A 13,285-nucleotide genomic window follows, 5' to 3' on the forward strand; every position below is an offset into this window, starting at 1 on the left:
GCAACCACGCCGCCCGTCTCGCAAGAGAACGCATTGTGCCGGACTGAAGGATGGGGTGGCCGAAGGATGGACATGCGCAAGGAAGAAGTCATCGTTGTGGGGGGCGGCGTGGTGGGCGCGGCCATAGCGTTCGGGGCCGCGAAAGCCGGGGCGCCGGTCACATTGCTCGACCAGGGCGACATCGCGAACCGCGCTTCGCGGGGAAATTTTGGGTTGGTATGGCTCCAGAGCAAAGGCGACGGGTTTCCCCGCTATGCGCGCTGGTCCCGGGATGCCATCGATCATTGGCAACCGCTCGCGGCCGAGTTGCTGTCCCTCACCGGGATCGACGTCGATCTGCAACAGGCGGGCGGCTTCTGGATAGGGTTCAGCGAAACGGAAATGCGCGCTCGCGAGAAGCTGCTGGAGCGTCTCAGGCACACGGGTGCGGGCGTGCCCTACCGGATGATGGAGCATGCCGAGCTGAAGACCCATCTCCCCGCCATCGGACCGAAGGTGGCTGGCGGCAGCTGGTGTCCGCTGGACGGGCATGTCAATCCGCTCAAGCTGCTGCACGCCTTGCACGCGGGTCTGAAAGCGCTGGGCGCCCAGGTGTTTTCTGGGGTGGATGTGACTGCCGTGCGCCATCGGACCAACGGCGGCTTTGTCGTGGCAGGTTCGGACAACCGGAGCTGGAGCGGCGACCGGCTCGTGCTGGCGGCCGGACTGGGCAACAAGCAGCTTGCGCCGCAGGTGGGGCTGCACGCGCCGGTCGAGCCGAACCGGGGCCAGGTCCTGATCACCGAGCGGCTCAGGCCGTTCTTGCCCTATCCGACCAACAAGGCGCGGCAGACGGCGGAAGGGACGGTGCAGCTTGGCTATTCCATCGAGGATGTTGGCTTCGATGATGACACCACCGTATCAGCCATCGAGTGGATCGCACGGCGTGCCGTGGACACCTTCCCGCTGCTTGCCAACGTGCGCCTGGTCCGCGCCTGGGGCGCGCTGCGCGTGATGACGCCGGATGGACACCCGATCTACCAGGAATCCCGGTCATGTCCGGGAGCATTCGTCGCGGCTAGCCACAGTGGCGTGACGCTTGCGGGCACGCATGCCTATGTCGTAGGGCCATGGATTTCCGGACTTGGACCCGCACCGGACGATATCGAAGAATTCGCCGGGGATCGTTACCTCGACCCCACCAGGAGCTTTGCCAATGCCCACTAATGACCACGCCGCTGGTGCACCGCTATTCACGGCGGTCGAGACCGATCGATCGTCCACCGTCACCCTGACCTTTGAAGGCCAGCCGCTGAGGGCGCCGGCCGGTGCCACCGTTGCCGCGGCGCTGCTGCTGAACGGCGTGGCCCCGTTCCGCACCACACCGGTGACATCCGCGCCGCGTGCGCCGTATTGCATGATGGGCGTCTGCTTCGAGTGTCTGGTCGAGATCGACGGAAAGCCCAGCCGCCAGGCCTGCCTGACTCCGGTCCGGGACGGCATGGTCATCAAGCGCCAGCAAGGTGCCTCGGCAATTGCTATCCAGGAAGAGGTTGAAGCATGAACGGTGCAGTGTTCGATGTGGTCGTGGTTGGCTCGGGCCCGGCTGGACTGTCCGCAGCGATCGAAGCGCGGCAGTGGGGGCTGAGCGTCGCGGTGCTGGATGAACAGCCGGCGGCTGGCGGGCAGATCTATCGGAATGTCGACGCGGCAAGCCCGACGCTGCGCGCGGTCCTTGGCGATGACTATGTTGCCGGCGCGGCGCTGACAAGGGCCTTCGCCGCATCGGGCGCGCGGCATATCGCCGGGGCCTCCGTGTGGAACGTCGGCCGGGACCGGAAAGTCAGCTACCTGCAGGACGGTGCCAGCCACGCCGTCGAGGGCAGGTCCATTGTGCTGGCCAGCGGGGCCATGGAACGTCCTTTCCCCTTGCCAGGCTGGACGCTGCCCGGCGTGATGGGTGCTGGGGCGGCGCAGATCCTGATCAAGAGCGCGGCAGCGCTGCCACGGCAGCCGGCGGTCCTGGCAGGCTGCGGGCCGCTGCTGTATCTGCTGGCCGTGCAATATCTGCGCGCGGGCATCGAGCTCAAGGCCGTCGTGCACACCACGCAGCGCGCTGACTACCTGCGCGCCGTCTCCCATCTGCCGGCGGCTTTGCGCGGTTGGCGGGACCTGCGCAAGGGCATGGACATGTTCAGGCAACTGCGGCGCCATCGCGTCCCGGTGTATGCGGGAGCGCAAGCCCTCGCCATCCAGGGCGAAGCTCGTGCCGAAGCCCTGTGCTTCACGCACCGGGGTGTCGAGCGTCGTATCGACACCTCGCTGGTACTGCTCCACCAGGGTGTCGTGCCCAATACCCAGATCAGCTTGGCGCTGCGGGCCAGGCACAACTGGAGCGATGCCCAGCTGTGCTGGATTCCGGAGACGGACGAGTATGGCGAGATTGAAGACACGCACATCTATATCGCGGGCGACAGCAGAGGCATTGTCGGTGCCAGGGCGTCCGCGGTGCAGGGAAGGCTGGCCGCGTTGTCGATCGCTTCCAGGTTGCAGCGACTCGGCATGAGTGAGCGGCGGGTGAGAGAGTCATCGATGCGTGCCGAGCTGCAAAGACACTTGCGTATCCGCCCCTTCCTGGATGCGCTGTACCGCCCCAGCGACTTGCATCGCATGCCCGCGGATGACGCCGTCATTGTCTGCCGCTGCGAGGAAGTGACGGCGGGGGCCATCAGGAAGTATGTCGAGGTGGGTTGCCATGGCCCCAACCAGGCCAAGGCGTTTGGACGCTGCGGAATGGGCCCGTGCCAGGGGCGCCTGTGCGGCTTGACCGTGACCGAACTGATCGCGCAGGGACGCGGCGTGGCGCCACAGGAAGTGGGCTATTACCGCATCCGTCCACCCATCAAGCCCATCACGCTGGGCGAGCTGGCGGGATAACTCCGCGGCCTGGCCGGGGCCATGGCATAGCCCCGCCGGCACACCGGTTCTGCATGACTATCAACAGCCTCAACCAGGAGGACCTATGGCTGAAATCCGGCGAATCGCTACGGACCAACGACGTAGCCGCGCGGTGGTGTACAACGGCATGGTATTCGTGGGCGGCCAGACGGCCGATGACCGCAGCCAGGACATTCGGGGCCAGACCCGGCAGACCCTTGCCAAGATCGAGAAGTTCCTCGCCGACGCTGGCACCGACAAGCGACGTCTGCTGACCGCACAGATCTGGCTGAAGAACCTCGAGCGGGATTTCGAAGGCATGAACGAGATCTGGGACGCATGGACGGCGCCGAACGCCGCGTCTACGCGAGCGACCGCGCAGTGCGAACTGGGTCATCCGGACATTCTGGTGGAAATCATTGTCACCGCCGCTACGGCGGGCTGACGTGTTTGCGAGAGCGTCCTTGTGGGGCGAGGCGTGGTGCCGGCCGCGCAGCGCCAGCCCGTACCGATGAAGTTCCCTTAGAACACGTGCCGTATCCCCGCCATCACGCCCACGCGCGTGGTGCTGCGGACATCGGTCACCGGCGTGCCGGCCCAGTACTCGGTCTCGCGGCCGACCGTGCCGCCGCGTGCGAAGGTGGCGTCGGCCTCGAGGAACAGGCTGGTGCGCTTCGACAAGGCATAGTCGGCAACCGCCGAGATCGCATCGGCATTGCCGCTGCCCAGCACCACCGGCGTGGTCTGGAACTGGGTGGTCACCGTGCCGCTCTGCTGGTAGCGGTAATAGGCGCCCGACAGGTGCAGCGCCGGCGTGAGCTGATAACCGAGGCCGATGAAGGCGATCCAGAAGCGCGCGTCCGGATTGGTCTCACGGCGGCCCATGTAGCCGGCATAGCCGGTGGCCTTGCCGATCACGTAGGATGCGCCGACCGAGTAGTTGTGCAGCGTGTTGTCGCCGCTGCCGGGACGTTGCTGGTCATAGGCGACGCCCAGCGCCAGCGGCCCGTCCTGGTACATCACGCCACCGCCGAAGGTCGCGCCGCGCGCCATGCTGCCGGGGCGCTCGCCGAAGCCGTAGTCGAGCTGCACGCTGACCGGCCCGAATTTGTTCTTGTAGACCACGCTGTTGTTGACGCGGTAGCCCTGGAAGAAGATATCGCCGCCGGTGTAGAGCGGGTCCGACCAGAAATTGCCCCAGCCCTGGTCGAGCGGATCGAAAGACCAGGCGATGTTGTTCAGGGCGTTGTACTGGCGGCCGAAGGTCAGCGTGCCCCAGTCGCCGGACAGGCCGACGTATGCCTGCCGGCCGAACAGCGCGTTATAGGCGGTCTTGCCGTCGTCGGTACCAAAGCCGTTCTCGAGCAGGAACACCGCCTTGTTGCCGCCGCCCAGGTCCTCGTCGCCCTTCAGGCCCCAGCGGCTGCCGCCGATGCCGCTGGAGACCAGCTCGGCCTGGTCGTGGTGGCGGCCGTCGATGTTGGAGGTGTAGCGCACGGCGGTGCTGATCACACCGTAGAGCGTCAGGCTCGACTGCGCATACGAAACGGCGGGCAGCACTGCGCCCGCCAGCAGCCACAGGCTGGCTGATTTCCTCATGGGGTCTCCTCGGTGGATGGTGGCCGGCGTCCGATGCGCCGGCCTGTCGTTGTCGGTTTACAGGTCGAGCACGAGCATGCCGCCGCGGGCTCGCGAGACGCAGATCATCATGGTCTTCTGCGCAGCCTTCTCCTTGTCGCTCAGGTACTGGTCGAAGTGCACCGCCTCGCCTTCCAGGATGCGGGTCTCGCAAGTGCCGCACACGCCTTCGCGGCACAGGCACTCGACCGGCACGGTGCCGTCGCGCTCGATCGCCTTCAGGATCGACTCGCCCGCGCCAACCTCCACCGTCTTGCTGGATTTCGCCAGCACCACGGTGAAGGCGTCGCCCGCCTGTGCCGGCGCGGCAAACTGTTCCCAGTGCACCCGTGACGGATTGACGCCCACGTCCTGCGCTGCCTGGCGCACGGCGTCGATCAGCGGGGCCGGGCCGCACACATAGACATGCGCGCCGGCATCCATGCCGCCCAGCAGGCCGGACAGGTCCAGCTTCTGCCCCTTGCTGTCGACATAGAAGCTGACGCGGCCTCCGGAAGACTGCTGCGTGAGCGCCGCCAGTTCATCGCGGAACGCGCCGTGCTCGTCGGCGCGGAACGCGTAGTGCAGTTCGTGCGACGCGCCGCGCTTGCGCAGCTCGTGCATCTGCGACATGAACGGCGTGATGCCGATGCCGCCGGCGATCAGCACGTGGTGATGCGCGCCATGGTCCAGCGCGAACAGGTTGTTCGGCGCGGTGATGGTCAGCGCGTCGCCCTCGGCCACCTTGTCGTGCAGGAACGCCGATCCGCCTTTCGACTGCTCTTCGCGGCGCACGCCGATCTGGTAGCTGCCGAGCGCGTCGGGCGAGCTCATCAGCGAGTAGGCGTTGCTGTACTGGCGCTCGCCGTCGCGCATCTGCACGATGACATGGCTGCCGCCGGTAAAGGGCGGCAGCTCGCCGCCGTCGAGCGCTTCCATGGTGAAGCGCTTGATCAGCGGGGTCACGTGCTCGATGCGCGAGACCCGCACCTGGAGGGTCTGGTAGAAATTGCCCATGCTGCTGTCTTCCGGGTGTACTGCCGCGCGTTACAGCGCCATGCAGAGGTATTTCATCTCGAGGTAGTCCTCGATGCCGTACTTCGAGCCCTCGCGGCCCAGGCCCGACTGCTTCACGCCGCCGAACGGCGCCACCTCGTTCGAGAACAGGCCGGTGTTGATGCCGACGATGCCGTACTCGAGCTGCTCGGCCACGCGCCAGACCCGGCCGATGTCGCGGCTGAAGAAGTAGGCCGCGAGGCCGTAGATGGTGTCGTTGGCCATGCGCACCACGTCGGCCTCCGAGGTGAAGCGGACGATGGGCGAGACCGGACCGAAGATCTCTTCGTCCAGCACGCGCATGCCGGGTTTGACGTCGGCCAGCACCGTCGGCGCGAAAAACTGCGCACCGGCCTCATGCACGCCGCCGCCGATGGCAATGCGCGCGCCCTTGCCGACGGCATCCGCCACCAGCTCACCGACCTTGGCGACCGCCTTGTCGGTGATCAGCGGGCCGATCTCGCTGCCCGCGGTAAAGCCGTTGCCGACGCGCAGCCCGGCCACCTTCTTCACGTAGCGCTCGACGAACTGGTCATAGACGGCGTCGTGGATATAGAGGCGGTTGACGCAGACGCAGGTCTGGCCGGCGTTGCGGTACTTGGCCTGGATCGCGCCTTCGACCGCCGCATCGATGTCGGCGTCCTCGAACACGATGAAGGGCGCATTGCCGCCCAGCTCCAGCGACACCTTCTTGACCGTGCCGGCGCATTGCTGCATCAGCAGGCGGCCGACCGGGGTGGAGCCGGTGAACGACAGCTTGCGCACCAGCGGGTGGCCGGTGAACTGGCTGCCGATCGCCGCGGCGTCGCCGGTAACGACGTTGAGCACGCCAGCGGGGATGCCGGCGCGCAGCGCCAGCTCGGCCAGCGCCAGGGCGCTGAACGGGGTCTCGTTGGCGGGCTTGACCACCATGGTGCAGCCGGCCGCCAGCGCGGGGGCGGCCTTGCGCGCGATCATCGCCGCCGGGAAGTTCCATGGCGTGATCGCGGCGCAGACGCCGATCGGCTCGCGCACCACCACCAGGCGCTTGTCGGCGGCGGGGGAGGGGATCACATCGCCATAGAGGCGCTTGGCTTCCTCGCCGAACCACTCGATGAACGAGGCGGCGTAGCGCACCTCGCCGCGCGCTTCGGCCAGCGGCTTGCCCTGCTCGCGCGTCATGATGGCGGCGAGGTCGTCTTCGTGGGCGATGATCAGGTCGAACCACTTGCGCAGCAGCGCGGCGCGCTCCTTGGCGGTGCGGGCCTTCCAGCCGGGCAGGGCGGCATTGGCGGCCTCGATCGCGGCCACGGCGCCGGCCTCGCGCATCAGCGGCACGGTGCCGACCAGATCGCCGGTGGCGGGGTCGGTCACGGCCACGGTGGCGGCGTCGGGGGCGTCGGTCCATTCGGCGCCGATCAGGGCCTGCTGGCGGAACAGGGCGTTGTCCTTCAGTTGCATGGGTCTGGTCTCCGTTTCGGGTTTGGCTGTACCGGCGCTCACGCGCCTTCGTATTCCCTGGCCACCTTGCGGTGGAAATGCACGATGCCGTGCTCGCTGATGCCGCTGCGCTGGCGGTCGACCATGATCCGGCCCTGGCCGCGATAGCCGCGCGACTTCAGCCCCTTCTGCACGCTTTCGACCAGGCGCAGGTCTTCCGGGCGGAACACGTCGCGATACCACTCGACCAGCTTCTGCTGCTCCTCGGTCAGCTCCTTGTTCAGGAAGTAGATTTCGTAGTGCTGGAGCGTGACTTCGGCGCTGGCCGGGAACTCGTAGATCACCGTCATGAAGTTGGCGCCCGGCGGCACGTTGAACATCGTGCACGGCCAGGCCCAGAAGCCGCTGAAGCTGGGGTCCTTTACCGACTCGTCCAGCTTGAAGGATTTCTCGGACGACTTGGCATGGCCGAACTGCAGCGTCCAGTTGCCGTGCAGCGTGTGGGTGTAGCGGTCGACCTGCACGGAGTCGGAGAAGCCGGGGTGCGCCGGGCCGCAGTGGTAGCACTCCATGTAGTTATCGACGATGGACTTCCAGTTGGCCGGCGTCTCGGTGACGAAGCGGGCGCCGAGGTGAAGATCGTCGATGACGGGGCAGGCGGCGCGCATGCGCGCTTCCAGGCCGGGCAGCTGTTCCTCGACGCTGCCGGCTTCCGGGTTCATGTTGATAAAGACAAAGCCGGCGTATTCCTCGACCCGCACCGGCACCAGGCTCGACTTGCTCTTGTCGAAATTGGGCACGTTGTCGCAGTTGCGCGCCAGCGCCATTTCGCCGTCGAGCTTGAAGGTCCAGGCGTGGTACGGGCAGGTGATGACGTTCTTCGCGCGGCCGCTGCCTTGCAGCAGCTGGTGGCCGCGGTGCGGGCAGACGTTGTAGAACGCGCGCAGCACGCCTTCGCGGTCACGCAGCACGACGATGCTTTCGCCGATGACTTCGCGCGTCACGTAGTCGTTCGACTCGGCCAGTTCGCTGCGGTGCGCCACGCAGATCCAGCTGTTGGCGAAGATCTTCTCCTTCTCGTACTCGAACACCGCGTCCCTGGTGTAGAAGGAGGCGGGCAGGGTCCAGGCGTTTTCGTCGTCGGCGCAGAAGCCGGCAGGCAGCTTGACGGCGGCGGTGTCCAGGGTCTTCTCCATGATTCCGTTTCCTTTGGTTAATTTGTGGTTACTAGTTAAATATGGTTTAACAGCACGGCGTAAAAAAAGAGCCAGTTGGCGGCAAAGGTTCCCGAGAGGGGACGCCGAGGCGCGTCCCCTCTGGCGCGATCAGGCCTTGGCGATGGCGGCCTGGCGCTCGGTGGTCACGGCCCCCTCGGCTTCGGGCCGGGCCGTTTCGATCAGGTGGGCCGGCGTGTCGGCGTAGTCCTGCATCAGCCAGCGGAACAGGCCGAACAACTTGATCGCAAGGATTACCAGGAACGGGATCGCGGTCAGCACCACGGCGGTCTTCATGGTCTCCAGCGAGGCCTTGACGAACAGCATCGCCAGCGGCACCAGCGTCAGCATCACGCACCAGAACACGCGGCTGGTCGGCGACGGGTCCTGTCCCTCCTTCAGATGGCGGGTGGTGGTGGCGGCCACGGCGTAGGCCACGGCATCGACGTGGGCAGCCAGGAACACGATCATGATCGCCAGGTACACCGCCAGGAACACCTTGCCGGCCGGCAGCGCGCTCAGCAGCATTTCCACCGCGGCCTCGCCGCCATGCTCCTTCAGGATGCGCGGCACGTCGATGGCGCCGGTGATGTACTGGTGCATGCTGTAGCTTTCCAGCGCGCCGAAGAAGAACCAGCATCCGACGCTGCCGCCCAGCAGCAGGGCGTAGATGACTTCCTTGATCTTGCGGCCCTTGGACACGCGCGCCACGAACATCGCCACGCCCGGCGAGTACGACACCCACCACAGCCAGTAGAACACGGTCCAGCCGCGGCTGAAGGCACCGTCGCCGGTGGGATCGGTGAACAGGCTCATGTGCACGTAGTTCTGCAGCATCAGGCCCAGGCCGTTGACGATGTTATTGCCGGCGAACAGGGTCGGCCCGATCGCGAACACCACCGCGGCCAGCAGCAGCGCGCCCCAGCACACCATATGGCTGAGGCGCTGCATGCCGCCGTCGATGCCGACGTAGGCGCTCGCCGAGAACAGCACCGACACGCCGACGATCACGACCAGCTGCGTGACGAAGGTATCCGGCACGCCGAACAGCCCGGACAGGCCGCGCGTGAAGGTCGACGCGGTCAGCGCGATCGACACCGTCAGCGCCCCGAACATCGTCAGCAGGAAGATCAGGTCCACCAGCCGGCCCACCGGCCCGGTGGCGCGGAAACCCGTGATGGCCTCGACGATGGACGCCAGGTTCAGGCCCTTGTTCTTGCGCACATGGAAGTGGTACGCCATCGCCAGCGACGGCAGCGCGTACACCGCCCACGCGCTCAGGCCCCAGTGGAAGAACGAGTAGCTGATGGAGTGCTCCAGCGCCTCGCGCGTGCCGGTGGGCACGTTCAGGCCGGGCGACTGGTAGTAGTAGACCCACTCCATCACGCCCCAGTACATGGTCGACGAGCCCATGCCGGCGCAGATGAACATGAACACCCATGACAGCGTGGAGTATTCGGGCTTGCCTTCGCCCAGCCGCACGTTGCCGTACTTGCTGAAGGCCAGCGCCAGGCAGGCGATGACGCAGCCGAAGACAAAAATCTGGACCAGCGAGCCGAACGAACGCGTGGACCATTCGAACAGCTGGGTGGCGGTGGCGGCCGCTTCGGCGGGCCAGCGGACCATGGCGATGACGGTGACCAGCACGGCGGTGAGCGTGCAGACGGTCAGGAAGCCGTCGAGGCGGGGCGTGGGAGTTTTCAAGTGCGTCTCCTCCGGTGCGTCGTGGCGCACGGGTTGGTTTTGGGGTGGAACTTGTCTGCCCGGGCGCGGGTAGTGCCCGCGTTCAGATTGCTTGTATTTTGTTAACTAATGGTTTACAGTAACTATTAGTTAACGGAAACTCTATGCAAAATTCCGGACATGCACAAGCTCCGCGTGGAAAAAAATTGCGCTTGTGACGGACGCTGCGCGCTGCGTTGCAGGAATACGATGCCGGGCGCGAACCCGGCATCACGTTCCGCCCGCCGCGCAGGTTCAGATCGCTGCCGCGATGGCCTTGCCCACCTCGCTGGTGCCGGCCTTGCCGCCGGCGTCCGGCGTCAGCGGACCTTCGCGCAGCACGGTCTCGATGGCGGCGAGGATGGCGTCATGGGCCTGGCGTCCGGCTGCGCCGCCAAGGAAGTCCAGCATCATCGCGCCCGACCAGATCATGCCGATCGGGTTGGCGATCTGCTTGCCGTAGATGTCCGGCGCCGAGCCGTGCACCGGCTCGAACAGCGACGGGAACCTGCGTTCCGGGTTCAGGTTGGCCGAGCCCGCCAGGCCGATGGTGCCGGTGCAGGCCGGGCCGAGGTCCGACAGCAGGTCGCCGAACAGGTTGGAGGCGACCACCACGTCGAAGCGCTCGGGCTGGAGCACAAAGCGCGCGCACAGGATGTCGATGTGCTGGCTGTCCCATGCCACCTCCGGGTACTGCGCGCCCATTGCCGCGGTGCGCTCGTCCCACCACGGCATGCTGACGGCGATGCCGTTGGACTTGGTCGCCGAGGTCAGCTTCCTGCGCGGACGCGATTGCGCCAGTTCGAAGGCGTATTTGAGGATGCGGTCGGTGCCGTGGCGGCTGAAGATCGACTGCTGCATCACGATCTCGCGCGCGGTGCCCTCGTACATGCGGCCGCCGACGGGGCTGTACTCGCCCTCGGTGTTTTCGCGGACCACGTAGAAGTCGATGTCGCCGGGTTTCTTGCCGGCCAGCGGGCACGGCACGCCGGGCAGCAGGCGCACCGGGCGCAGATTGACGTACTGGTCGAACTCGCGGCGGAACTTGAGCAGCGAGCCCCACAGCGAGATGTGGTCGGGCACCTTGTCGGGCCAGCCCACGGCGCCGAAGTAGATCGCGTCGAAGCCGTCGAGCTGCTGCTTCCAGTCGTCCGGCATCATCTTGCCGTGGCGCAGGTAGTAGTCGCAATTGGCCCATTCGAAGTGGCGCACTTCAATCGGCAGGTTGAACTTGCGCGCGGCGGCTTCGACGACGCGCAGCCCTTCGGGCAGGACTTCGTTGCCGATGCCGTCGCCGGCAATGGCGGCGATGCGGAACGCAACAGGAGATGGTGTGGTCATGGCGGTGTCTCGCTCGGGTCTGGTGGTCAGGTCCGACCGAGAATGCCGCGAAATCCGGCGCGGATCATCCGCGCCGGCGTGGATACAGGAAACACGAATCGTGAATAGTCTGCCCCCACTGGAAGACCTGCGTGTGTTCTGCCTGGTCGCGCAGCGCGCCAGCTTCGTCGCCGCCGCCGAAGAGCTGGGTAGTTCGCCGGCCTATGTCAGCAAGCGCGTCAAGGCGCTGGAACAGGTGCTGGGCGCGCAACTGCTGCACCGGAGCACGCGTCAGGTATCGCTGACGGAAAACGGCGAGCGCGTGTGCCGCTGGGCCCGCCACATGCTCGACGAGATCGGGCAGCTGAGGGATGAAATCGCTGCCGCCGGCGGCGCGCCGCGCGGGCTGGTGCGCATCGGCAGCAGCGTGGGCTTCGGCAGGCGCCATGTCGCGCCGTTGATCTCGACGCTTTGCCAGCAGTTTCCCGGGCTGGAAATCCGCTTCGACGTATTCGACAAGCTGGTCGACCTGGTGGCCGAAGGCATCGACCTCGACCTGCGCATCGGCAACGACATTGCGCCGCACCTGATCGCGCGCCGCCTGGCGCGCAACTGGCGCGTGCTGTGCGCGGCGCCCTCGTACCTGGCGGCGCGCGGCGTGCCGCAGACGCTCGAGGCGCTGTCTGAGCACGACTGCCTGGTCACCAAGGAGCGCGACCACCCGTTCGGCATCTGGCGCATGACGGGGCCGGAGGGCGAGCGCAGCGTCAAGGTGGGCGGACGGCTGTCGTCCAACCATGGCGAGATCGTCACCGGCTGGGCGCTGGCCGGGCATGGCGTCATGCTGCGTTCAATGTGGGATATCGCGGCCGACCTTCACGCCGGCCGCCTGGTGCAGGTGCTGCCCGACTACCGCCAGGACGCCGATATCTGGGCGGTGTATCCTTCGCGCCTGTCCGGCTCCGCGCGCGTGCGCGCCTGCGTCGAGTTTTTCATGCGGCATCTCGGCGGTGCCACGGGGGAATCCACAACATGACAGAAAACAGCTTTGCCTTCCGCCTCAAGGAACTGCTCGAACACAAGAAGCTCACGCTGCAGGCGGTGGCCAACGCGCTGGACGTGTCGCGTCCGGCCGTCCACAAGTGGACCCGGGGTGGCGAGATCGACTACGAGAAGCTGCGCAAGCTGGCGGCGTTCCTGGATGTCAACTGGATCTGGCTGCGCTACGGCGAGCAGGCCCGGCAAGAGGCCGAAACCTCCAGCGCGGTGGAAATCCCCATGACCGACATGCGCCGCCGCTATACCGCCGAGATCATGGAGAGCGAGGCGCGCATGAAGCTGGCGCAGGAGGGCGCGCGCATCGTCACGTGGGAATGGAACCTGATCACCGACGACGTGACCTACTCGTCCAACGTCGAGGCCGTGTACGGCTGGCGCATCGTCAGCAACGAAAGCTTCTGGAAGCATGTGCCCGCCGATGACGTTCCCATGATGAACGCCGCCTACGAGGAATCGGTGCGCACCGGCAAGGCCCACGAATTCGACTTCCGCCTGATCCAGCCCGACGGCAGCATCCGCTGGATCTCGTCGCGCGCCACGCCGGTGCGCGAGCTCGACGGACGCATCGTCAAGATCGTCGGCATCAGCATGGACAACACTGCGCGCAAGCTCGCCGAGCAGTCACTGCGCGACCAGCAGGCGCGGTTCCGGGCGGTGTTCGAGCTGACCTCGGAAGGCATGGCGCTGCTGGACGGCAAGCTGCGGTGCGAATCGGTCAATGCGGCGCTGGTGGCGATGGTTGGCGGCGACGCCGAGGCGCTGCTGGGCAACGGGTTTGCCAGGCGCTGCGCCGAAGCCGGGGCCCGCCTGCGCAGGCTGACGCGCAACCGGCCCCGCGCGACGTTTGCCGCCGAACTGCAACGGGAAGATGGAAGCGGGCTGCCGGTGACGGTGCGCGCGGTGCTGGAGCACAGCGATGACGGCGTGTCGTACTACGCCCTGGCGATGCGGGCGACCTGACA

General features: G+C 66.5%; 12 protein-coding genes. 6 read left to right on the forward strand and 6 right to left on the reverse strand.

The annotated features are described in order from the left end of the window. Positions 1-72 precede the first annotated feature (72 nt). From CBM2588_RS20960 to CBM2588_RS20975, 4 genes are all read left to right on the forward strand, one after another. Positions 73-1,206, forward strand: coding sequence for an NAD(P)/FAD-dependent oxidoreductase (locus CBM2588_RS20960; protein ID WP_115683678.1), 1,134 nt, complete (start codon positions 73-75; stop codon positions 1,204-1,206). Then, positions 1,196-1,543, forward strand: a complete 348-nt coding sequence (locus CBM2588_RS20965; RefSeq protein WP_115682293.1) for a (2Fe-2S)-binding protein — start codon at positions 1,196-1,198, stop codon at positions 1,541-1,543. The genes CBM2588_RS20960 and CBM2588_RS20965 overlap by 11 nt, the downstream gene beginning before the upstream one ends. Further along, positions 1,540-2,916: an NAD(P)/FAD-dependent oxidoreductase gene (locus tag CBM2588_RS20970; RefSeq protein WP_115682294.1), complete on the forward strand. Its 1,377-nt coding sequence runs from the start codon at positions 1,540-1,542 to the stop codon at positions 2,914-2,916. Before CBM2588_RS20965 ends, CBM2588_RS20970 begins: the two co-directional genes overlap by 4 nt. 85 nt (positions 2,917-3,001) lie before the next feature. Next, positions 3,002-3,361 (forward strand): RidA family protein, encoded by a 360-nt coding sequence (locus CBM2588_RS20975; RefSeq protein ID WP_115682295.1) that lies wholly within the window; start codon positions 3,002-3,004, stop codon positions 3,359-3,361. Positions 3,362-3,438: 77 nt separating this feature from the next. On the opposite strand, the gene CBM2588_RS20980 is transcribed toward CBM2588_RS20975, so the two are convergent. The 6 genes from CBM2588_RS20980 to CBM2588_RS21005 form a co-directional block, all read right to left on the reverse strand. Further along, on the reverse strand, positions 3,439-4,515 hold the full coding sequence (locus tag CBM2588_RS20980; RefSeq protein ID WP_115682296.1) for a porin: 1,077 nt from the start codon (positions 4,513-4,515) through the stop codon (positions 3,439-3,441). Between the two features lie 57 nt (positions 4,516-4,572). Continuing rightward, complete coding sequence (locus CBM2588_RS20985) at positions 4,573-5,550, reverse strand: PDR/VanB family oxidoreductase (protein ID WP_115682297.1); 978 nt, start codon at positions 5,548-5,550, stop codon at positions 4,573-4,575. A gap of 30 nt (positions 5,551-5,580) precedes the next feature. Then, a complete protein-coding gene (locus CBM2588_RS20990; protein WP_115682298.1) occupies positions 5,581-7,029 on the reverse strand; it encodes an NAD-dependent succinate-semialdehyde dehydrogenase in 1,449 nt (482 codons plus the stop codon). Between the two features lie 38 nt (positions 7,030-7,067). Further along, a complete protein-coding gene (locus CBM2588_RS20995; RefSeq protein WP_115682299.1) occupies positions 7,068-8,204 on the reverse strand; it encodes an aromatic ring-hydroxylating oxygenase subunit alpha in 1,137 nt (378 codons plus the stop codon). A gap of 129 nt (positions 8,205-8,333) precedes the next feature. Continuing rightward, positions 8,334-9,926, reverse strand: a complete 1,593-nt coding sequence (locus CBM2588_RS21000) for a BCCT family transporter (RefSeq protein WP_115682300.1) — start codon at positions 9,924-9,926, stop codon at positions 8,334-8,336. 273 nt (positions 9,927-10,199) lie between these two features. Then, the gene (locus CBM2588_RS21005; protein ID WP_115682301.1) at positions 10,200-11,285 is read right to left on the reverse strand and encodes a tartrate dehydrogenase; all 1,086 of its coding nucleotides are present in this window, start codon (positions 11,283-11,285) and stop codon (positions 10,200-10,202) included. A gap of 100 nt (positions 11,286-11,385) precedes the next feature. On the opposite strand from CBM2588_RS21005, the gene CBM2588_RS21010 reads away from it, so the two are divergent. Both CBM2588_RS21010 and CBM2588_RS21015 read left to right on the forward strand, forming a co-directional pair. Then, on the forward strand, positions 11,386-12,300 hold the full coding sequence (locus CBM2588_RS21010) for a LysR substrate-binding domain-containing protein (RefSeq protein WP_115682302.1): 915 nt from the start codon (positions 11,386-11,388) through the stop codon (positions 12,298-12,300). Next, the gene (locus tag CBM2588_RS21015; protein WP_115682303.1) at positions 12,297-13,283 is read left to right on the forward strand and encodes a PAS domain-containing protein; all 987 of its coding nucleotides are present in this window, start codon (positions 12,297-12,299) and stop codon (positions 13,281-13,283) included. Before CBM2588_RS21010 ends, CBM2588_RS21015 begins: the two co-directional genes overlap by 4 nt. The last annotated feature ends 2 nt before the right edge of the window (positions 13,284-13,285 follow it).

Source organism: Cupriavidus taiwanensis (assembly GCF_900250075.1).
Taxonomy (GTDB): domain Bacteria; phylum Pseudomonadota; class Gammaproteobacteria; order Burkholderiales; family Burkholderiaceae; genus Cupriavidus; species Cupriavidus taiwanensis_C.

Bases quoted from the DNA above. Each gene is read 5' to 3' on its own strand.
- CBM2588_RS20960 (WP_115683678.1), top strand. From the start codon at position 73: ATGCGCAAGGAAGAAGTCATCGTTGTGGGGGGCGGCGTGGTGGGCGCG.
- CBM2588_RS20965 (WP_115682293.1), top strand. From the start codon at position 1,196: ATGCCCACTAATGACCACGCCGCTGGTGCACCGCTATTCACGGCGGTC.
- CBM2588_RS20970 (WP_115682294.1), top strand. From the start codon at position 1,540: ATGAACGGTGCAGTGTTCGATGTGGTCGTGGTTGGCTCGGGCCCGGCT.
- CBM2588_RS20975 (WP_115682295.1), top strand. From the start codon at position 3,002: ATGGCTGAAATCCGGCGAATCGCTACGGACCAACGACGTAGCCGCGCG.
- CBM2588_RS20980 (WP_115682296.1), bottom strand. From the start codon at position 4,515: ATGAGGAAATCAGCCAGCCTGTGGCTGCTGGCGGGCGCAGTGCTGCCC.
- CBM2588_RS20985 (WP_115682297.1), bottom strand. From the start codon at position 5,550: ATGGGCAATTTCTACCAGACCCTCCAGGTGCGGGTCTCGCGCATCGAG.
- CBM2588_RS20990 (WP_115682298.1), bottom strand. From the start codon at position 7,029: ATGCAACTGAAGGACAACGCCCTGTTCCGCCAGCAGGCCCTGATCGGC.
- CBM2588_RS20995 (WP_115682299.1), bottom strand. From the start codon at position 8,204: ATGGAGAAGACCCTGGACACCGCCGCCGTCAAGCTGCCTGCCGGCTTC.
- CBM2588_RS21005 (WP_115682301.1), bottom strand. From the start codon at position 11,285: ATGACCACACCATCTCCTGTTGCGTTCCGCATCGCCGCCATTGCCGGC.
- CBM2588_RS21015 (WP_115682303.1), top strand. From the start codon at position 12,297: ATGACAGAAAACAGCTTTGCCTTCCGCCTCAAGGAACTGCTCGAACAC.